Raw genomic sequence first — 19,952 nt, forward strand, 5'->3', positions numbered from 1 at the left:
GTGGCCCGTTCGTCTATCGGTTAGGACGCCAGGTTTTCAACCTGGAAAGAGGGGTTCGATTCCCCTACGGGCTACCATTTCTTCACACACCGAACTTTTCCTGACACAGGGCCTGCACCTGTCCCCAAACAGATTTGAATTCCGGCGTGTTTTCGGCGGCATAGTGGAAGTTCTTCATCAATCCCGTAAGCTGAGTGAAGACCTGGCGTACCTCGGCCTTGTCGGCGAACTGCGCGGTGGATTGAGTGACGCCATAGACCAGTTTGAACGTCATCTTCTGACGCTCTAGCGGCACCGACGCATCCACCGGGTCAAAGGCATCCTGCTGCAGATAGACCATGTCGACAAACAGCGCCTTTTGCTGAGTCACAAAATCCTCGATCGTGACCCCTTCCTCGCCGGTCACCTGCATCATCTGGTCAACCTGTTCGCCCCTTTCGATCAATGCCAGCAAGTCGCGCACTTTGCCCGTCCATCCGGCCTCGGCGTTGGTGTCGTACCAGTCTGAGAGCTGTTCCAGATAACGCGACCAGCTGAGCATCGGATCGACCGCAGGATAGAACCGCTTATAGGCGCGTTCGGACGACAGGCCGAGGAAACACTTCACCGTGGACAGCGTCGATTGCGTGACCGGTTCATCAAAGTTCCCACCTGCCGGTGACACGGTCCCGATCAGGGTCAGGCTGCCGGTGTCCCCATCATTGGTCTTCATCGCTCCGGCGCGTTCGTACAACCCCTTGATCGAGCTTTCGAGATAGGCGGGAAAGCCCTCTTCCCCCGGAATTTCTTCGAGCTTGCCGGAGGTCTCGCGCATGGCCTGAGCCCAGCGACTGGTACTGTCCGCGATCAGCAGCACATCATACCCCATCTGGCGGTAATACTCACCCAGAGTGATCCCGGTGAAGATCGACGCCTCGCGCGCAGCTACGGGCATCGAGGAGGTGTTGCAGATGATGATCGTCCGGTCCATCAGACTGCCGCCAGTGGTCGGGTCGGTCATCTTCGGGAATTCCGCAATCGTCTCGACAACCTCACCCGCGCGTTCACCACAGGCCACCACGATCACGATGTCCACCTTGGCGTTGCGTGCAATCAGGTTCTGCAGCACCGTCTTGCCTGCGCCGAACGGACCAGGAATACAGGCCGTCCCACCGCGGGCAATCGGAAAGAACGTGTCGATCAGGCGTTGAGAGGTCAGGACAGGTTCGGTCGGATAGAGCCGCTCGGACAAGGTGCGTTTCAGAACGTTTTCCGGCAAAGCCCGCCGTACCGGCCATTTCTGCGACAGGGTCAGCGTGTGCTCACCCCCCTGTGCATCTTCAAGCCGCGCCACGATATCATGGATCATGGCCGCACCCTTCTGAACCCAAATGACTTTGTAATCCCCAACCCAGTTAAAGGGCAGCATGATCTTATGGGTAAAATGCCCCTCGGGCACCGCCCCGATGCTGTCGCCTGCAGTGACCGTGTCGCCCACCTTGACCGATGGGGTAAACGACCACTTTGCCTGAGTGTCCAGCGGCGCCACGTCCGCCCCACGCGGCAGAAAGGTTCCGAATTCTGCCGCCACCTTGGCCAAAGGCGACTGCAAGCCGTCAAACACCTGCCCCAACAGCCCAGGACCAAGTTCGACCGAGAGCAGCTGCCCGGATTGTTCGACCGGGTCGCCCACGGCGACGCCATCAGTGCTTTCGTAAACCTGCACATCGGCAGTGTCGCCCCGCACCCGTAACACTTCGGCTTTCAGACGTTCCTGACGTCCACCGGGGCCGGGCCGCGTGGGCAGAATGAAAACGACCTCATTCTTGACCAGCTGTCCGGGATGGCCTGTGGCATCAGGGTTCGCCTGAATTTGTACCAGCCCTTCCTGTACCGAGACGACGCGGGCAGTAGAGGTCTGCGTGGCGGAGGTTGGGGCTGTCATGCGCTTACTCCCTCGAAATCCAAGTCGATCGCACTTGCCATGGCGTGTTGCGCCAGTTTCTCAAAGCGCGTTGCCGCGTCACGCGCATTGCTTTGCGCCCAGCGATCAAAAATATTCCAGATCAGAACATAAATCGCCACGGCTTCGAAATCGAACAGATGGCGCGCGGCGTAGCGTTTCAGTTGCTTATGGCTGACCGACAAAAGCAACCGTTCAAGCCCCAGGGGGTCATCGACATCCAGCAAGTGTTTGGCTTCTTTGATCCAGGGCATTGGGGTTTCCAGCCGAAAGGCAGGGTCGCCCCAGTTGGCTGGAATGTGTCGGCTCCAGCGTCCAATGCCATAGACGCCACTAGGTGCAGCACCCCCCTGTTTGCGCAGGCGCAGCGCGGCAACCGCCGTCCTCAAATCCATCCGTTCCATGAACAGCCTGCGCAAGGTCGGTTGTGGAATGTGCCGGAGCGCTTCTTTGCATCGCTCAATGGTCTGTGCATCCGTGACGTTCATATCATAGTTGTTCCAGTTCAGAGCGTGTTCCATTACCTCCAGAACCCGCGCATCCGCTGGTGTCAGCGCCCGCAAGCGCCGGTCCAGCCTGAGCCGCGACAGTGGAGGTTGTTTGGCGATGAACAACCGTTCCGAGCCCGGCAGGCTGCTGATCAGCGCGATATAGGCGTCAGGGTCCGACATGTTACCGGATCACACCTTCCAAAACAGCACGAAAGCGCGGCTGCAAATGTTCCATCAACAACGAGGCGACGGCCTTATCGGTCAGATCCAGAACAACCCCCTGTTCATCAGCCCGGATGCGGATGCCATTCTGGGTGTCATCCGCGCTGTGCAGCTCAACCTGTTCCTTCAGCATTTCAGCCGTCAGTCCCAGAACGTAACGCGTCAGCTTTCCCGACTGAATATCATCGGCGTTTTGTTTGATGTCATCCTGAGTAGCGACCCTGGGGGGCAGTATGACCTGCGCGGGCCCTTCCAGTCTGGCGTCTGACGCGGCGCGACCGACGACTTCAAGGATCATTTGTTTCAGCAGTTCAGGATCAGTCATTTCTTGGGTGACCAGCCGTTCAACATCCTTGCGGAATCGATCTGTCAGACCGGCCTTCATTGTAAGCACCGCATCACGCATCGCTGTGTTCAGCGCCTCTTCTCCGGCTGTGCGATAATTATCCGCCTCGGCACGGGCCTTTTTCCGATACTCATCTACGTCGCGCTTGGCATCGGCAAGAATTTTGGCCGCCTCGGCTTTGGCATCAGCGCGCAGCTTGTCTGCATCGGCCTGACCGGCAGCCACACCATCGCTGCGCAGCTTGTCGATTAGCGCATCCACCCCATGCGAAATCATCCCGTCCTGTGCCATCAGCTAATCCCCGCGCTGATGACCAAAGCAAAGACAAAGGCAAATACGCCAAAGCCCTCGATGATTGCAGCCGGCGCAAGTGCCAGGCCAAAAATCTCGGGCTTTTCCTTGGTTGCGTTAATCGCTGCAGCACAGGCCCTTCCCTGCCAGATGCCGCAATACATCAGGGCGATGCCCGACAGGATACCGATCCCGAACAGCCCGCCTGCATTTTCAGGCGTCACATCGCGGTTCAGTGTAAACATGATGACAATACCGTAGATCACCATGGTCGAGGGAAAGGCCGACACGCCAATGAACCGGCCATACCCGCCTTCGGTTTCCGTCATCGCTCCGATACTGGCCTGTCCAGCAATGGAACAGCCAATCGCGCTTGCCGCGGCGCCCAGCGCCATGGGGGCATAGATTCCCAACCAGCCCAATGTAAGTACAAGCTCATTCATTCCTGAACCTCCTTGCGGGCGAACGGGCGAAAGACGATGCCTTCATCCGGCAGACCCCATTTAAAGAATTCGATGTAATTGAGACGTAATCCGTGAACGACGCCGCTCATCATGGCGAGCGCGAAATTGAGGATATGCCCGGCGATCAGGATCAACACTCCGAACAGAAGGCCCAGCCCTTTCAGAGACTGCATCACCGAGACCGCCAATTCGTTGAACGTAATCGCCAGTGAGGCCGAGGCCAATCCCAGTGCAAACAGGCGCATATAGCTAAGCACATCTCCAAAGGCGCCCATCGCCCCGGCCAGCCCCTGCACCCCTTCTATAAGGCGCCAAAGCCAGTCCGAGGGTTTGGCAATCTCGCGCTCGCTGGTGAACAGAAGGATCGCCAAGGCCCCAGCGATCATGATCGCGGCCCCCGGTGCAGTTGGTCCGCCTTTCATATAGCTCAGCCACAGTATAAACCCGCCGATCAACACCGCGATCCAGCCAAGATTGGCAACGGAACTGCGCCGCCCCCAAGACGCGCGTGCTGCAAGCGCATTCGCCAATATCAGGTGCAGAACACCGACCACGATTGAAATCATCATCATCGAGTCGAAATTGTTCAGGTCCAACAGCTTGAGTTTCCCCCAGATCGTGCCCGAGACCGGGGAAGCGCCAAAATAGCTTCCAACCAAAACCCCGTACAGGACCGTCGCGCCCGAGATGATCAAACCATAAAGCCGCCACGATCTTTTCGCCGGTGTATTGTCGAGACGTTTCCAGAAGGCCAACAGCCCCAGCAGGATAACCAGGCCATAGCCGGCATCCGCAACGATCATCGCAAAGAAGATCGCGAACGAGAAGGACACGATTATGCTGGGGTCCCATTCTCGGTACCCAGGAACCTGATAGAACAGGGCAAGGTCAACTGCCGCACTGCGATTTTCCGGCTGCTCAAGCAGCGTCGGAGGCATCTCGTTCGGGCCCGGGTCTTCGATCAAAACAGCGGCGTTCTGCGAATTGGCCATGTCCAGGACAGCCTCGACCTGATCGCTGGGCACCCAACCCTGCAAGGCAAACACTTTGCCTTCGTCGCGGACCTTTTGCGTGGCATGGGCCAGTTCGGCTGCGCTTTCGGCGGCGGCAAGATTACGCCGCATCAACGTCAGAAAACGGGTCTGCCCGATACGCTCGGCTTCCAGCGCCTCAATGGCGATTTCGGCCTCTTCCAGCTGAGCTTCAAGCTCGTGAATGGGCAACGAACCCGTATGGGTGCGCGGCACTGGAAGGATGTCGTCTTCGGGATCTTCCGGGGCGATCAGAACGGCGTAGAGAAACCGGTGATCCTCTTGCAGGATGGCCCAGGGCAACTGAAGCTCCGCCAGTGCCTCACGGTGCTTTAGCGGCAGTTGATAGAACCAAAGCCGGTTGCCTGCCAATACATCACTCGGCGGAAAATCCAGATCTCCCCACGGGCGCACCTGAGCGATCCGGTGGGCCAAAAAATCCCGGTGGTCGGTCATATCCCGTATGCGCTGCATCAAGTCCAGGACTTCACCGACGAACTGGTCCATATCAAAACCAGAATCGCGCCGAACCTGACGACGCGTTTCCGACGATTCTTTCAAAAACCGCAATGCTTTATACGCATCTCGGGCACCACGCTCGTTGATCCGCTCTGGCTCTGCCGGCGGCGGTGCCAAAGGCAAAACATGCATGCATCCCAATGTCTGCAGCGCGCCCAGAGTGTCCCCCTTGTTCGCGGCATGGCCGACCAAAGACAGTTTCTTCAGCCTTGCAACACTCATGCCGCAACCTCCTTCGCATGTTTGCGTTTGGAGATTTTCGAGCGCACAACGGATTGCATCTGTTCATCGCTCAGATAGATGCGGATTTTCTTGATGTTGGCCCTGGCGCGCGGGATCAACACCTTCTCGAACAGATTGACGCGCTGCGTGATCGTGGCGACTGATTTGTCAAAAATCCTGACCCTTTCTTCGGCCACTTTCACGCGCAATCGGGCTTCGATCATGTCATGCAACAAACGCGCCACTGCATCCACCCAATGTGGCTTGGCCAAAAGGGAATACGGACGTACCGCGACCTCGATTCGGTCCAGATCGGGCATGGTAACGCCAACCACGTTGACCTTCTTCAGCCGGTAATCCTTTAGTTCGACCAACCCTTCCAGGTCGACACCTTGTTGCGCCAGCATGGGCAGCTTTTCCCCGACCTGCTGTGCCAAGCGCGTCACCTCCTCCTGCAGGTACTGCACATTTTTACGTGCCTTGGCCCGTTCAGCCATCAGTTGCTGACGCTTCAGGTCCAGAGACGGCAAGAACCGCTCATAGCTTTTCAGCTGCGTCTGCTCGCGCGCAAGCGACGATTTATTCAGCTGCAACCGCGCCATGTGCATCCTTTGGGAAGTATTTGTCGATCAGATCCTGCTTCATCAGCAACTGCTCGGGGGCAAAGCATTCAGCTAGTGTCTTCCATGCCAGATCTAACGCATCCTCCAGCGGGATCGAGACGTTGATGTCCATAAAGCGTTTGCGGAACAAAGCGCCGAATTTCAGCAACTGGTTGTCATAATCCGATAGGTCAAACGCCATGGCCTGTTTCTGCGCGGCATCTCGGCTTTCGGAATAGAACCGGATCATCGTGTTCATGATCTGGCCGTGGTCTTCGCGCGTGGTTTTGCCGATTACATTCTGCTTGAGGCGCGACAAACTGCCGAACGGGTCGATCACGCCGGAATGCAGGTAAAACTGGCCTTCAGTGATATATCCGGTGTTGTCCGGCACCGGATGCGTCACGTCATTCCCGGGCATGGTTGTGACAGTCAGCACAGTAACCGATCCACCCTTGGCATAGTCGCAAGCTTTCTCATACCGTCGTGCCAGTTGCGAATAGAGATCGCCCATATATCCACGCTGCGATGGGACGCGCTCCTGACTGATCCCAACCTCTTTCATCGCATCGGCATAGGCGGTCATATCCGTCAGCAGGACCAGAACACGCTTGCCCTCTTCCACAGCGAATTTCTCGGCAACGGCCAGCGCCATATCCGGCACCAGCAGGCGTTCGACCAACGGGTCCATGGCCTGATTGACGAACATCACGGTCCGCGAGAACACGCCCGCATCCTCGAACGAGGTTCTGAACGTGTGGAAGTCGTCAAAAATCAGCCCTAGCCCGCCAAACACAACAATATCCGCATCCGCCTGAATGCCGATGCGGCTGAGAAACGCGTTGAACGGCTCGCCGGATACCGAAAATATTGGGATCTTCTGGCTTTCGACCAGCGTATTGAACACGTCGATCATCGGCACATCCGTGCGAATCATCTTGTTGGGAACCGACCGCTCAACCGGGTTCACCGTTGGTCCCCCAATGTCGATGCGCGGTTCGGCAGACAAGTCCGGACCGCCGTCAATCACCTCGCCTGCGCCGTCAAACACCCGGCCCAGAATATTGGCCGAATACGGGGTTTGCATCGGATAACCAAGGAACGTTGCTGTCGCCTCGGTCGAAATCCCCTTGGTACCCGAGAACACTTGCAAGGTTATCACATCGCGGTCGATGAAGATGACTTGCGCCAGCGTTCTGTGCCCATCGACAGTTTCGATCACGGCCAGATCGTTGAAACGCACCGTCGCGTCAGCGGACCCGTCACTCGGAACTTTTATCTTTAGCGTATCCCCCACGATCTCGAGAACGCGGGTAAATCTCAGAAGACTTCGGGACATTGCTGATCCTCTTAGCCTGAAAACTTGATTGAACTCAAATCGTGCAGCAAACGGTCACAAAGGTCTGCTTTTCAAATCGACCCACATCACAGCGTCTGCCGAAAAACCATGCGCGCGACCCTGCATTCAAGGGGTCTGCGAACTGAAATTAATGGGCAAATGGTGCTTTAAAACATGATATAAATCAATTCATTTTCAGAAATTTATCCCGGCCATCACCTCAATTACTAAAAATTTAGTTTGACACGCAGGAGGCAAATCGCTGATGCTGATCGTCATCCGGTCTGCGCCGGATCACATTATCTTTGGGAGGAAACAGATGCGGAGACATCTACTTTCCGCAGTGGCGGCGGCTGCCGTCATTGCGGGGCACGGTCCCGTTTGGGCCGACGAAGCCGCAGCACAACGTTGGATCGACGACGAATTCCAGCCATCGACCCTGTCGAAAGACGAACAGATGGCCGAGATGCAATGGTTCATCGAAGCTGCACAGCCTTACAATGGCATGGAAATCAACGTCCTGTCCGAAGGCATCCCTACGCACTCTTACGAATCTGAGGTTCTGACCAAGGCGTTCGAAGAAATTACCGGCATCAAGGTCAATCACCAGATTCTGGGTGAAGGCGAAGTAGTTCAAGCCGTTCAAACCCAGCTGCAAACAGGTCGGAATCTGTATGACGGCTACGTGAACGACAGTGACCTGATCGGCACCCACTCGCGTCTGCAGTTGGCGTATCCGCTGACCGACATGATGGGTGGCGACTGGGCGGGCACGACCTCTCCGACGCTGGATCTGGATGACTTCATGGGCATTCAGTTCACCACCGGTCCGGATGGCAAGCTGTATCAGCTGCCTGATCAGCAGTTTGCGAACCTCTACTGGTTCCGCAAGGACTGGTTCGACGATGAGGCAAACAAAGCCGCGTTCAAAGAGAAGTACGGCTATGATCTGGGCGTTCCGGTCAACTGGTCCGCTTACGAAGACATCGCCGATTTCTTTACCAACGATGTGAAAGAAGTCGACGGTACCGCGATCTATGGCCACATGGATTACGGCAAGCGCGCGCCTGACCTTGGCTGGCGTATGACCGACGCTTGGCTGTCGATGGCTGGTGCTGGCGACAAGGGTGAGCCGAACGGTATCCCCGTTGACGAATGGGGCATCCGCATGGAAGCGGGCACCTGTAACCCTGTTGGCGCATCTGTGTCGCGAGGTGGTGCTGCAAACGGTCCGGCTGCGGTCTATGCGATCCGCAAATGGGACGAATGGCTGCGCAACTATGCGCCTCCAGGTGCCGCGTCTTATGACTTCTACCAGTCGCTGCCGGCGCTTAGCCAAGGCAACGTGGCCCAGCAAATCTTCTGGTACACCGCCTTTACTGCCGACATGGTGAAGCCGAAGTCCGAAGGCAACAACACCGTCGACGACGAAGGCACACCGCTTTGGCGGATGGCGCCGAGCCCGCATGGCCCCTATTGGGAAGATGGTCAGAAGGTTGGGTATCAGGACGTGGGATCCTGGACTTTCCTGAAGTCGACCCCTGCGGATCGTGCTCAGGCGGCTTGGCTGTATGCCCAGTTCGTGACATCCAAGACGGTTGACGTGAAGAAGTCCCATGTGGGTCTGACTTTCATTCGCGACAGCTCGGTCAACCACGAGTCGTTCACCGAACGCGCGCCCAAGCTGGGTGGTTTGGTCGAGTTCTATCGCTCACCTGACCGCGTGGCATGGTCGCCGACCGGCATCAACGTGCCGGATTATCCAAAGCTGGCCCAGATCTGGTGGCAGCAGATCGGTGACGTGAACTCGGGTGCCTTCACTCCGCAAGAAGCGATGGATCGTCTGGCCGAAGAGATGGACATCACAATGGGCCGGATGCAGGCCGCGGATGAAAGCGCCGGTGTCTACGGCGGTTGTGGTCCGCGCTTGAACGAGCCGCAGGATGCGTCCTTCTGGCTGGAAAAGCCGGGTTCGCCAAAAGCCAAGCTGGAGAACGAAAAGCCGCAAGGCCAGACCGTCAACTATGACGAACTGGTTCAGCGCTGGCAGTCCCAGTAAGCGTAAACTCGTAGGCCGGGCTCAGACCCGGCCTACCCCCAAATACCCCCAGAGAACACCAGATGATCGAACTTCAAGACGCGACCAAACGGGTCGGCAACGTCATCCATATCAAACCCACGAATCTGACGCTGCAAACAGGCCATTTCAATGTGTTACTGGGTGCCACCGGTTCCGGGAAAACATCACTGATCAAGATGATGGCTGGACTGGATCCGATCGCCACAGGCAAAGTCCTGATGGACGGTCAGGACGTGACTCGGCTGAATACGCAGAAGCGTAAGATCAGTCTGGTGCACCAGTTTTTCGTCAATTACCCCCATATGAGCGTTTTCGACAACATTGCCTCGCCCCTGCGCGTGGCAGGCATGGCGAAAAGCGAAATCGAAGGCCGCGTCGAAGAGGCCGCTGATCTGCTGCAACTGCGTCCGATGCTGCAGCGCCGCCCGCACGAGCTGTCGGGTGGGCAACAACAACGCACCGCTTTGGCCCGCGCGATTGCCAAGGAAAGCCGGGCCGTGTTCCTTGATGAACCCCTTGCCAATCTGGACTACAAACTGCGCGAAGAGCTACGCGAGCAACTTCCTGATCTTTTTGCCGGACGCGGGGCCGTTGTGGTCTATGCGACATCAGAACCGGAAGAAGCATTGCTGCTCGGTGGTCATACCGCTCTGATGGCAGACGGCCGGGTCACCCAATTTGGGCCAACCGCTGATATCTACCGCAATCCGGAAAACATCGCTGCCGCACGTGTGTTCTCGGATCCGCCGATCAACGTCGCGCATATCACCGTCTCAGGTGCGCAGGCGCAACTTGCAGGGGGCGGTGGATGGGCCGTCACCGGCATCGCAGACGGTGAATACACAGTAGCGGTACGCCCGCATCGCGTGACGCCATTCCGCACATCGGACGCAGATGTAGAATTGACCGGGCGTGTGATCGTGACCGAGCTATCCGGATCTGACTCCAGTGCGCATTTCCAACATGGGAACGACGCATGGGTTTCATTGGCGGCGGGCGTACATCCCTATCAGGTTGGCGAAGACCATAGTTTCTATATGAATCCGGCCCATTGCCGGTATTTCGGCCAAGACGGCAAAAGGGTGGCCTGACATGGCACAGATCAAGCTTTCAAACCTTCGACACAGCTATTTGCCATCGCCGCAAGGCCCCGAGGATTATGCGCTGAAGGAAATCGACGTCACTTGGCGCGATGGTGGGGCCTATGCGCTGCTGGGGCCATCGGGCTGCGGCAAGTCTACGCTGCTGAACATCATCTCGGGCCTGCTGACACCCTCCGAGGGGCAGATCCTGTTTGATGACCGCGACGTGACCGCCCTGCCCCCTGATCAGCGCAACATCGCGCAGGTTTTTCAGTTTCCAGTGATCTACGACACGATGACCGTAGGCGAGAACCTAGCCTTTCCTCTGAAAAACCGGGGCGTTGACGCTGCAACCATCAAGCGGCGTGTTGATGAGATTGCCGAAATGCTGGATGTCGCGGATATGCTGGGCACCAAAGCCTCTGGCCTGAGCCCGGACAACAAGCAAAAAATCTCGATGGGGCGCGGACTAGTGCGCGATGACGTGAATGCGGTGATGTTTGATGAGCCGCTGACCGTGATCGACCCGCATCTGAAATGGAAACTGCGGTCCAAGTTGAAAGAGCTGCACCAGCGCGTAAAAGCCACAATGATCTACGTCACCCACGACCAGACCGAGGCGTTGACTTTTGCTGATGAAGTCGTGGTCATGCAGGATGGAGAAGTGGTTCAGATCGGTACGCCGGTTGAACTGTTCGAGCGGCCTCAGCATACATTCGTTGGTCACTTTATCGGCTCGCCCGGCATGAATGTCTTACCCTGCGAGACCAAGGGCGATCGCGCTATTTTCGAAGGGCATGAGGTGGCCTTGGAAGGTCCGACCCATGGTGAAGGTGGTCGCACCGATCTGGGAATACGCCCGGAATATGTAGGCTTCGGCCAATCCGGCATACCGGCACATGTCACCAAAGTAGCCGATATCGGGCGCCATTACGTGGTCAGTGCCATGGTTGGGAACACGCCGATCAAGGCCGTCACCGAACACAATGCGCCCGAACAAGGCTCGATGGTCTTTCTGCAATTCAAACCCGAGCAGTCCCGCGTCTATCGCGACGGCTGGATCGCAACGCAGGAGCGGGCCCAATGAGAACAATAAACCAAAGAGCATGGTTCTTTGTCCTGCCGGTTCTGGCACTGGTCGCGTTCAACGCGCTGGTGCCAATGATGACGGTGGTCAACTACTCGGTGCAGGAGACCTTCGGCAATAACCAGTTCTTCTGGGAAGGGCTGGGATGGTTCGAACAAATCCTGCGCTCCGACCGTTTTCAGGCCGCTTTGGGGCGACAGTTCCTGTTTACCTTCATGATCCTGATCATCGAGGTGCCGCTGGGCATCATTGTTGCCCTGTCGATGCCGCGCAAAGGCTTTTGGGTGCCGGTCTGTCTGGTGCTGATGGCTCTGCCGATGCTCATCCCCTGGAACGTCGTCGGCTCGATGTGGAACATCTTTACCCTGCCCAAAATCGGCCTGCTGGGGTATTTTCTGAATGACGTGCTGGGCATCAATTATGACATGACACAGCAACCATTGTCGGCCTGGATCACTGTCATCATCATGGATGTCTGGCACTGGACTTCGCTGGTGGTTCTACTGTGCTATGCGGGTCTGGTTTCGATCCCGGACGCCTATTATCAGGCGGCCAAGATCGACGGTGCCAGCCCGTGGTCAGTGTTCCGGTATATCCAGTTACCCAAGATGAAGACGGTTCTGACAATCGCCATCCTGCTGCGGTTCATGGACAGTTTCAACATCTACACCGAACCCTTCGTTTTGACTGGCGGGGGTCCCGGAAACTCGACCACCTTACTGTCGATCGATCTTGTAAAGATCGCACTGGGACAGTTCGACCTTGGCCCTGCGGCTGCGATGAGCTTGATCTATTTCGCCATCACACTGCTGGTCTCATGGGTCTTCTACACTCTGATGACAAAGGATGACGCCGAATGAAAAAGCGCTCCCTCATCCCGATCCTCTATATCGCGTTCCTGATGTTGCCGATCTATTGGCTAGTGGCGATGTCCTTCAAGACCACGAACGAGATCCTGTCGGGCTTTTCTCTGTTCCCGCAGACCTTTACGCTGGAAAATTACATCACGATCTTCACAGACCCGACGTGGTATTGGGGCTACATCAACTCGATCACCTATGTGACGCTGAACACGGTACTTTCCGTCTGTGTAGCCCTGCCAGCGGCCTATGCGTTCTCACGCTATCGGTTCCTAGGGGACAAGCAGTTGTTCTTCTGGCTGCTGACCAACCGGATGGCACCGGCTGCGGTGTTCGCCTTGCCGTTCTTTCAGCTCTATTCGTCAATCCAGTTGTTTGACACCTATCTGGCGGTGGCGCTGGCGCATACGCTGTTCAACGTGCCGCTAGCGGTGTGGATTTTGGAAGGGTTCATGCGTGGCGTCCCCAAAGAGTTGGACGAAACCGCTTATGTCGACGGGTATTCCTTCCCGCGCTTTTTCGTCACGATATTCCTGCCAAATATCAAAGCGGGTGTAGGCGTCGCGGCATTCTTCTGCTTCATGTTCTCATGGGTCGAAATGCTGTTGGCCAAGACTCTGACAGCGGTCGAGGCCAAACCCATCGCTGCCGTAATGACCCGAACCGCGTCCAGCGCCGGGTACGAATTGGGCCTGCTGGCCGCCGCCGGGACGCTGACCATCATCCCCGGCGCCATCGTCATCTGGTTTGTCCGCAACTACATCGCGCGTGGTTTCGCGATGGGGCGTGTATGAGGTTCGATATGCGTAAACTGCTTTTGATCCCCTTTCTGATCCCCGGTTCGGCCTTGGCGCAAGCACAGGCCGGGTGGGGAAGTGTGGGTCAGCCCGAAGAAAAAGAGTTTTCCTGGACTGCGCCCTTGTGGCCGGATTTCTGGATGGCGTGGACACCGGCGACCCTGGCCGTATTTGTCGGCATCTTTTCAGCCATCGCGCTGATCGGTCTGCTGGAAGGATTCAAATTCCGCGACGGGATTGAACGGCGCGGCGTTCTGGGCTTGACCACCACATTGGGCGACCGGCTGTTCATCACATTGCTTGGGGCAGCCTATATTTTTCTGGCCTGGTTAGGGCTAGTCGGGCAACCGGTCTGGACACCGCTGTTCCTGTCCATCGGCTGGGGCGTTTTCGTGTTCTGGAAAGTTTAAGCTTTGCGAAACCATCAAAGGATGCTTGTCTGTCAGGCACAGGTAAAATGACGGCACTGGGATCAATGCGAAAGAAAAAGACGACAAACCTGCTGACCGAGGTCGAACTGGAGTTCATGAACGAACTCTGGGCTCTGGGTCAGGGCTCGGTGCGTGATGTACTAGACCGGCTGCCACCAGATCGGAACCTGGCCTATACGTCAGGGGCCACAATCCTTCGCATTCTTGACGAAAAAGGCTTTGTAGAAAGTCGCAAAAACGGCAAGACCCTAAGTTATACGCCGCTTCTGGAAAAGGATAGGTATCAGGCGCGTTCACTGCAGAACCTGTCACGAACCCTGTTCGATGACACACCAGCCACGCTGGTTGCACGGTTGGTAGATGACGCCGGTCTGAGCGAGGCAGATCTTGAGGATATTCGGGCACTGGTAGAGAGGAGACTGCAAAATGACAGCGGTTAAACCGGTTCTCGACGCATTTCTCGAACTGAATCTGGTTCTTGCCCTAGCGGCTATTGTATGGATCGCGGCAAGATACGTGGTTTCAATGACGCAGATGCGACACGGGTTTGTTGCACAGCTGCGCGCATTGAAAATTCTGTGTCTTTGCGTCCTGCTCAGCCCCCTTTTGGCAATCGGGGCTGGTTTGGTCATGGCGCTGTATTCCGTTGAAGGCGGGGTCGCCATTGGGGATCTTGCGGTTGCAGCCTATCTGCGTGGCGATATCGCCATGCCCGCCACCCAGTTCGAGGCCCTGCTCAATACCCGGCAAAGGTGGATCGAACAGACCCTTGCAGGAGAAAACCCGATTATATCGGCAATCTTGGTGGTAATGGCGCTCTATTCTGCGGTCTGCATCCTGCGCATTATCCGTGACGGGTTAGCAATCCGAGGCATTGTGCGCTCCAGCTATCTGTGGCGAAGCTCGGAAAAGGTCGATATCCGCCTGTCCGACCGGGTCACAGTCCCCTTCGCCGTTCGCGGTTTGTGGCGCAGGCATGTGGTATTGCCCAGCCATCTGCTCAACACCCCCAGCGATATGCGGTTTGCCCTTGCACACGAGCTGCAACATGTCAGGGCTGCCGATGTTGAATGGGAACTGGGGTTCGAGCTTTTGCGGCCGTTCCTGTTCTGGAACCCGGCATATCTGATTCTCAAGTTTCAATTCGATCGGCTGCGCGAGCTGGCCTGTGATCAATCCGTCGTTTCGCGCCGTGGAATCAACGCGGTCGAATACACGTCGTGCCTGCTGAACTATTGCTCCAATTCAGTAATGCGCGGCAGCCCGCGTGTATTGAACGTGGCTTTGGTTAAAGGGGGCAAGGCCAAACGCGTCTTGCGTCAACGTGTGATTGCCCTGGCAGATGCCCCTGCAATCCAACCCACAATGCCCCCTCTGTTCTTTGCCTTAAGCGCGGCTTTTGCTGTGACATTGGCGCTAGGCGCTGCGTCATTGCAGCCTGTAGACGACTGGAGCCATGACAGGTTGATGTTGTCGACCGTTGTGAACCTTGAACGGTTGGAAGCCCGCAATCAGGGCAACTGACCCTTATTCGTGGGAAATATTCTCGAAGGATCTGCAGCGCGACGCACATTCTTGCAGCGAAGCCAATCCGCGTTTGCAGAAGAAAGAAATCGCAGTTTGCTTGGTGAAACAGGCTGGGTGGCGGTGCTGTCAGACAAATTCGAACCAGTCTCAGTCTACCTCAGAAAGCTGAAAATTAGGCGAAACTAAATTGGCTCCACGCCGAAAGAGCGGCGGTTCAACTGAGTTTGAACTTGTCGCGTGAGTAAAGCTGCCGTTCATGATTGAAGTGACTATGGACGGAAGTGTCGTCTGCGGCAAACTTTTGCAAACACCGCATTTGCCGGAGACAGAGCATCGCACGTTCTTTTCGCCGACGGAAGATGTGAATACTCAGCAAGAATGTTCTTCCAACGGCCAGTTTCTTGCCTTGAGGCATTCCCTATAGCTTTCATCGCCGCGTCGTAAGAGTGCAATTTGTCAGTGACGACGAAACCTGGCTGGCCGTATCGTTTCATCGCTTTCTTCGAGGGCCGCAACACGATCCCGGCGGTTCGTGACATAGCTTTCCAAGACCTCGCCTTCATGGTCGGCTGCCCGTCACAGGTAATATTGCTTGCCGTTGATCTTCAATAATAACCTTATTGAGATGCCGCTAACAGTTCGCGGAACATCGCATCCGATTTATGTGTTTTCGGCTAATTTCTGCAGCACAGATAGGGCCAAACCTATTCAACCAGAATCGAACGTACACCATCACTGCTAGACGAATGACCTCAGGGTTGGTTTTGAAGCAGCGAAAAAGTGAGCGTTTTTGTCATCAAGCGAAGCTACGAAACTGCCCTGCCTGTCTCAAGCCAATTTCCCCTGCACCACCCGTTCAAATGTTCAGGGCTTGCGGATCGAATGGCACAAGAATCTCCTGATTTTCTGTACCTCGGATCAAAAGTTGGTTTCCCAGAGTTTCAACTGCAATCACCTTGGCTCCACTACACCAACGAAGCGCCCCGATTACATGTGTAACCTCAACTTGGCGATCGGGGTTTAGATGAATGACGCCGTGATCGTTCGGGAAACTGTTTTCGACATTTCCTAGGATGGGCGAAGCGGCCCCCTCCTCAACCCCAAGGCAGGCGAAGTGGCGGCTCGACCAAGGAGCATAATATCGACCACCGTTCGAATGCCACAACATCGTCATCGGCAAAGCCTGAGCCGATTTAAGCGACAGGAACATGTCGCCCTCCACGGGGCGAGTTACCGCGGTCCAACCCAATTTCTCATCAGGCGAGTCTAATCCAACAACAAAGTCTTCACTCTGTGGAGACCATGGGTAGTTTGACAGATTCACTTCGCGGTCTTTCCCGGGAAAAGACGCCAACGTTTGGCTTTCAGCCGGATATCTAAGCGCTGAATAGCCTAAGGCCGGATCAACTTCCTGTTCAACCTTAGGCGTTCTCCAACACTGCTTTCGAGAGGTATGAATGATCCCACCATTGGGCAAGGATACATTTGCGTGATTTGCAACCGGCATCGCGCCGTCGCCACCAATGAAAGTGTGACGCTGGTAGACGAATGGATGCTCAGGATGCAGTGTAATCTCTTTTTGCAGCCTAGCTCCATAGACCGTTCTGTCGAGCTCAGCGCGCAAATAGCTGTCGGTCTTTTCTTCTAGTTTCCAACGAGAGTTAGCTGGCCACCCATGCAGCGGCGATGTCCCCTCAGTTGACCCGAATGGGGCGCAGAAGAAATCACCGCCGAGTTTTTCCAAATGAGGTGCTATACCTTCGGGCATAACTTCGTCTGTGCCGACCCAAGGTGCGCGATGTAGTGGTGAAATCTCAGCGTCACCGTCGTACACACTGAAACTCTCGATCAACCCCAACTGCAAATCGAATGAAAGCCGGATGCCTGTTGCGGACAGCTCGATCACAAACCACTCCTAGCCCAAAAAGTCATTCCACCAATACCATGACGCGACCATTTCCTACTCTGGTTTCGTAGGTGCGAAGATCTTCGCATACGGGTGCCCTCAAAGCTTTGCCAGTGCGATAGTCGAATAGCCCATTATGCTTGGGGCACTCTATCTCATTGTCCATCACCAGACCGTCCGATAAGTGCACTTGTTCGTGTGTACAGAGGCCGTCGGTGCAATAGAACTCATTGTCCAAACTGCGAACAATCACGTAGGTTCTACCGTCGCGGTCCCAACGAATGAGATCTTCTTCCTCAACATCGTCTACGGCGCATGCGTCAACCCAAGGCATTACGTTCCTCCTCGATCACCGATTTCTAACCCCGTGTTTCTCTCCGGAACTCCCAAGTGAAAATGTTCCCGATATGGGCGGGCCGTCGGCGGGAGAGACTTTCGTATGGCGTAACTCGGGTCAACACGCTGCTTCATGACGGAACCCATCATTTCTTTGTAGCCGTCCCAAATCGAAGTATTCGGCGGCGGCAGATCATCCTTGATCAGATCATGAAGCGCTGGAAGAGAGTAATACGGAACCATCGGGAACATGTGATGCTCAATATGGTAATTCATGTTCCAGTAAACCCAACGGCTTATCGGGTTCATATAAAGTGTACGTGAATTTAAACGGTGATCAAGAACGTTCTCCGCAAGCCCTCCATGCTGAAGCAACCCCGTCATTACAAAATGCCAACACCCATAGACCCGAGGACCTCCGATCAAGAGTATGGGGATCAGGGATTTCCATGCGGCCCCGGAGACAAGCAAAACAAATGAAATCAACAAGACGGCAACGTAGATTGCAATGTGAATCCGCGCCCAAAAGACCGCCTTGGGCCATTGGCTTTCCGGAATGTAATCCCGCTCTTCTTGCAACAAGTTTCCCATCGCATTTCGCGTCAGAACTTTGAGCGAGGTCCACGTTTCAACAATCCCCACAAACGCAAGCGCTTTCAGGACGAGGCTGATCGGGTGCATCCACGCTATTTCCGGATCGCGGCCAACAATGAGTGTATCGGTGTGATGCCGAGCGTGGCTCCAGCGCCAATTGACCGGGTTTCGCATAATCTGGAAGGACGCGATGTGGTACACGACGTCGTTCATCCAGCGGGTTCGAAACGCCGTTCCGTGTCCGCATTCGTGCCAACGGCTGTCGCAGGCCGAACCATACACGACACCGTATGCAAACCAGAAAGGCACGCAAAGCCAGCTACCCCAGAAGTACAGCCCGCTAGCCGCAAATACAAAGTGCAAAGCGATCCAGATCACTGTGTCACGAATGGCCGGCGCATCCCTGCGCTTCATAAGCGATTTCAGCTTCTTACGAGGAACATCGCTGTGGTACCACTCTGCGGCCGACAGACCGTTTTCTATCGCTTGACGCGTATTCGCACCAGTCAGGGAATAATCCCGAACAGTGAGTTCAGAGCCAATGGGTATGGTCGACTTACTCATTTCCCCTTTCTCCATCGCTCACAGCGCCACCCGCTTCTTCGTTGACTATAGCAAAGGCGCCTGAATTTTGACTTCGCTAATTGGGCGGCGCAGAGCTCGCCCGCGTTACAAGCTCTACGGGAAGCGCTGATTTCATTGGAAGCGCTTTGCCAGTGTTCGCCAACTGGCCCAGCAAAACCTCTGCCGCACGGCGTCCCAGTTGGTGTCGGTCCTGTCGGATTGTTGTCAGAGCCGGAACATAAGATCCTGACATTTCGATATCGTCGAAACCAACAACCGAAATGTCACCGGGCACCTTCAACCCACCCGCGACCAGCCCAGAAATCAACCCAAAGGCAACCATATCCGCAGCGCAGAACACCGCTGTTGGGCGCTCATCCATCGCAAGTATTCGTCTGGCGGCCTCATGTCCGGATTCCAGCGAGAAGTCTCCCCTGATAATCCACTCGGGCCGCGCTGGAAGCCCCAAGCGTGTCCGTTCTTCGACCACACCCTTACGCCGAGCGGTCGTCAGAACATTCCCGTCGGGACCGGTAACATGCGCGATTTTTTTGTGGCCCAAATCATGCAGGTGCCTAATCGCCAATCGCGCACCTTCGGCGTTGTCGCTGGAAATCACCGGAAAGGCCTCGCCTTCCACCCATTCACACAAAAATACTATGCGGTCGCCGGCGCCGTATGTGACGCATTGCTGAAGTGCGGTCGAAGGAATGCCGCCATCCAAAGAGATTGCGCCATCTATCCGGCCGTCTCGAAAGTACCCGGCAAGAGTTTCTTCCTGTAGCGGATTACTTTCGGTATCGGCAATCAGAACTGCATAGTCCGAGCCCGCAAACCCCTCGCTGATACCGGCAAGTATGCCCGAATAGAAAGGTTTGCCGAGGTTGGGAACAAGGATCAGTACGGCCCCCGCCCTTTTCATCCGCAGGTTTCGGGCTGCCTGATTAACGCGATATCCCGTCTCGCGAATAGCTTCCAAAACAGCAACACGTGTTGATTTTGACACCAGATCGGGATTGGACAGAACACGACTGACAGTGGCTGTCGACACCTGCGAAACACGTGCGACGTCCTGTATTGTGGTGGGTTTGGGTATCTTGCTCATTGCTTGGCAGTCGATTTCTGGCTTGACTCGAATCTCATGTGATGCCGATTATGTAATCGATTACACAATTTGGAAAGTAGGTTTTTCCCAAAATGTAATCGATTGCAGTAACGA

The 19,952-nt window shown here is 55.7% G+C and carries 19 protein-coding genes, 1 tRNA gene and 1 pseudogene; 9 read left to right on the forward strand and 12 right to left on the reverse strand.

The window, feature by feature from the left end; all coding sequences use genetic code 11:
* The first annotated feature begins 2 nt into the window (after window positions 1-2).
* Window positions 3-77 (forward strand) — tRNA-Glu (locus AC2FJ5_RS08925).
* Between the two features lie 5 nt (window positions 78-82).
* Here AC2FJ5_RS08925 and AC2FJ5_RS08930 read toward each other — a convergent pair.
* The 7 genes from AC2FJ5_RS08930 to AC2FJ5_RS08960 are packed head-to-tail and all read right to left on the reverse strand — an operon-like array spanning window position 83 to window position 7,469.
* On the reverse strand, window positions 83-1,924 hold the full coding sequence (locus tag AC2FJ5_RS08930) for a V-type ATP synthase subunit A (RefSeq protein ID WP_496785440.1): 1,842 nt from the start codon (window positions 1,922-1,924) through the stop codon (window positions 83-85).
* Window positions 1,921-2,613, reverse strand: coding sequence for a hypothetical protein (locus AC2FJ5_RS08935; RefSeq protein WP_282021386.1), 693 nt, complete (start codon window positions 2,611-2,613; stop codon window positions 1,921-1,923). Before AC2FJ5_RS08935 ends, AC2FJ5_RS08930 begins: the two co-directional genes overlap by 4 nt.
* Before the next feature lies 1 nt (window position 2,614).
* Window positions 2,615-3,292 carry a hypothetical protein gene (locus AC2FJ5_RS08940; RefSeq protein ID WP_142634693.1) on the reverse strand — a complete coding sequence of 226 codons (678 nt, stop codon included), beginning with the start codon at window positions 3,290-3,292 and terminating at the stop codon, window positions 2,615-2,617.
* Window positions 3,292-3,735, reverse strand: a complete 444-nt coding sequence (locus AC2FJ5_RS08945) for an ATP synthase subunit C (protein ID WP_281972343.1) — start codon at window positions 3,733-3,735, stop codon at window positions 3,292-3,294. The genes AC2FJ5_RS08940 and AC2FJ5_RS08945 overlap by 1 nt, the downstream gene beginning before the upstream one ends.
* Window positions 3,732-5,528 (reverse strand): V-type ATP synthase subunit I, encoded by a 1,797-nt coding sequence (locus AC2FJ5_RS08950; protein ID WP_496793136.1) that lies wholly within the window; start codon window positions 5,526-5,528, stop codon window positions 3,732-3,734. Before AC2FJ5_RS08950 ends, AC2FJ5_RS08945 begins: the two co-directional genes overlap by 4 nt.
* On the reverse strand, window positions 5,525-6,130 hold the full coding sequence (locus AC2FJ5_RS08955; RefSeq protein WP_271946224.1) for a V-type ATP synthase subunit D: 606 nt from the start codon (window positions 6,128-6,130) through the stop codon (window positions 5,525-5,527). Before AC2FJ5_RS08955 ends, AC2FJ5_RS08950 begins: the two co-directional genes overlap by 4 nt.
* The gene (locus AC2FJ5_RS08960; protein WP_496793138.1) at window positions 6,108-7,469 is read right to left on the reverse strand and encodes a V-type ATP synthase subunit B; all 1,362 of its coding nucleotides are present in this window, start codon (window positions 7,467-7,469) and stop codon (window positions 6,108-6,110) included. Before AC2FJ5_RS08960 ends, AC2FJ5_RS08955 begins: the two co-directional genes overlap by 23 nt.
* 319 nt (window positions 7,470-7,788) lie before the next feature.
* On the opposite strand from AC2FJ5_RS08960, the gene AC2FJ5_RS08965 reads away from it, so the two are divergent.
* The 8 genes from AC2FJ5_RS08965 (at window position 7,789) to AC2FJ5_RS09000 (ending at window position 15,330) form a co-directional block, all read left to right on the forward strand.
* Window positions 7,789-9,528, forward strand: a complete 1,740-nt coding sequence (locus AC2FJ5_RS08965; protein WP_271946219.1) for an ABC transporter substrate-binding protein — start codon at window positions 7,789-7,791, stop codon at window positions 9,526-9,528.
* Between the two features lie 62 nt (window positions 9,529-9,590).
* A complete protein-coding gene (locus AC2FJ5_RS08970) occupies window positions 9,591-10,640 on the forward strand; it encodes an ABC transporter ATP-binding protein (protein WP_496690812.1) in 1,050 nt (349 codons plus the stop codon).
* Window position 10,641: 1 nt separating this feature from the next.
* Window positions 10,642-11,718 (forward strand): ABC transporter ATP-binding protein, encoded by a 1,077-nt coding sequence (locus AC2FJ5_RS08975; protein ID WP_496750134.1) that lies wholly within the window; start codon window positions 10,642-10,644, stop codon window positions 11,716-11,718.
* The gene (locus tag AC2FJ5_RS08980; RefSeq protein WP_142634709.1) at window positions 11,715-12,578 is read left to right on the forward strand and encodes a carbohydrate ABC transporter permease; all 864 of its coding nucleotides are present in this window, start codon (window positions 11,715-11,717) and stop codon (window positions 12,576-12,578) included. The genes AC2FJ5_RS08975 and AC2FJ5_RS08980 overlap by 4 nt, the downstream gene beginning before the upstream one ends.
* Window positions 12,575-13,372, forward strand: coding sequence for a carbohydrate ABC transporter permease (locus tag AC2FJ5_RS08985; protein WP_496793139.1), 798 nt, complete (start codon window positions 12,575-12,577; stop codon window positions 13,370-13,372). Before AC2FJ5_RS08980 ends, AC2FJ5_RS08985 begins: the two co-directional genes overlap by 4 nt.
* An 8-nt stretch (window positions 13,373-13,380) precedes the next feature.
* Window positions 13,381-13,785 carry a DUF2160 domain-containing protein gene (locus AC2FJ5_RS08990; protein WP_281972348.1) on the forward strand — a complete coding sequence of 135 codons (405 nt, stop codon included), beginning with the start codon at window positions 13,381-13,383 and terminating at the stop codon, window positions 13,783-13,785.
* Between the two features lie 65 nt (window positions 13,786-13,850).
* On the forward strand, window positions 13,851-14,246 hold the full coding sequence (locus tag AC2FJ5_RS08995) for a BlaI/MecI/CopY family transcriptional regulator (protein ID WP_142634715.1): 396 nt from the start codon (window positions 13,851-13,853) through the stop codon (window positions 14,244-14,246).
* A complete protein-coding gene (locus AC2FJ5_RS09000; RefSeq protein ID WP_496793141.1) occupies window positions 14,233-15,330 on the forward strand; it encodes a M56 family metallopeptidase in 1,098 nt (365 codons plus the stop codon). The genes AC2FJ5_RS08995 and AC2FJ5_RS09000 overlap by 14 nt, the downstream gene beginning before the upstream one ends.
* Before the next feature lie 217 nt (window positions 15,331-15,547).
* On the opposite strand, the pseudogene AC2FJ5_RS09005 reads toward AC2FJ5_RS09000, so the two are convergent.
* From AC2FJ5_RS09005 to AC2FJ5_RS09025, 5 genes and pseudogenes are all read right to left on the reverse strand, one after another.
* Window positions 15,548-16,081 (reverse strand): annotated as a pseudogene (locus AC2FJ5_RS09005) (DDE-type integrase/transposase/recombinase).
* A gap of 108 nt (window positions 16,082-16,189) precedes the next feature.
* Complete coding sequence (locus tag AC2FJ5_RS09010; RefSeq protein WP_496793142.1) at window positions 16,190-17,239, reverse strand: hypothetical protein; 1,050 nt, start codon at window positions 17,237-17,239, stop codon at window positions 16,190-16,192.
* 22 nt (window positions 17,240-17,261) lie between these two features.
* Complete coding sequence (locus tag AC2FJ5_RS09015; RefSeq protein ID WP_496793143.1) at window positions 17,262-17,573, reverse strand: MocE family 2Fe-2S type ferredoxin; 312 nt, start codon at window positions 17,571-17,573, stop codon at window positions 17,262-17,264.
* Window positions 17,573-18,733 carry a fatty acid desaturase family protein gene (locus tag AC2FJ5_RS09020; RefSeq protein ID WP_496793145.1) on the reverse strand — a complete coding sequence of 387 codons (1,161 nt, stop codon included), beginning with the start codon at window positions 18,731-18,733 and terminating at the stop codon, window positions 17,573-17,575. Before AC2FJ5_RS09020 ends, AC2FJ5_RS09015 begins: the two co-directional genes overlap by 1 nt.
* Window positions 18,734-18,809: 76 nt before the next feature.
* Window positions 18,810-19,838 carry a LacI family DNA-binding transcriptional regulator gene (locus tag AC2FJ5_RS09025; RefSeq protein WP_496793147.1) on the reverse strand — a complete coding sequence of 343 codons (1,029 nt, stop codon included), beginning with the start codon at window positions 19,836-19,838 and terminating at the stop codon, window positions 18,810-18,812.
* Between the last annotated feature and the right edge of the window lie 114 nt (window positions 19,839-19,952).

Source organism: Ruegeria sp. CDSA221 (genome assembly GCF_059611825.1).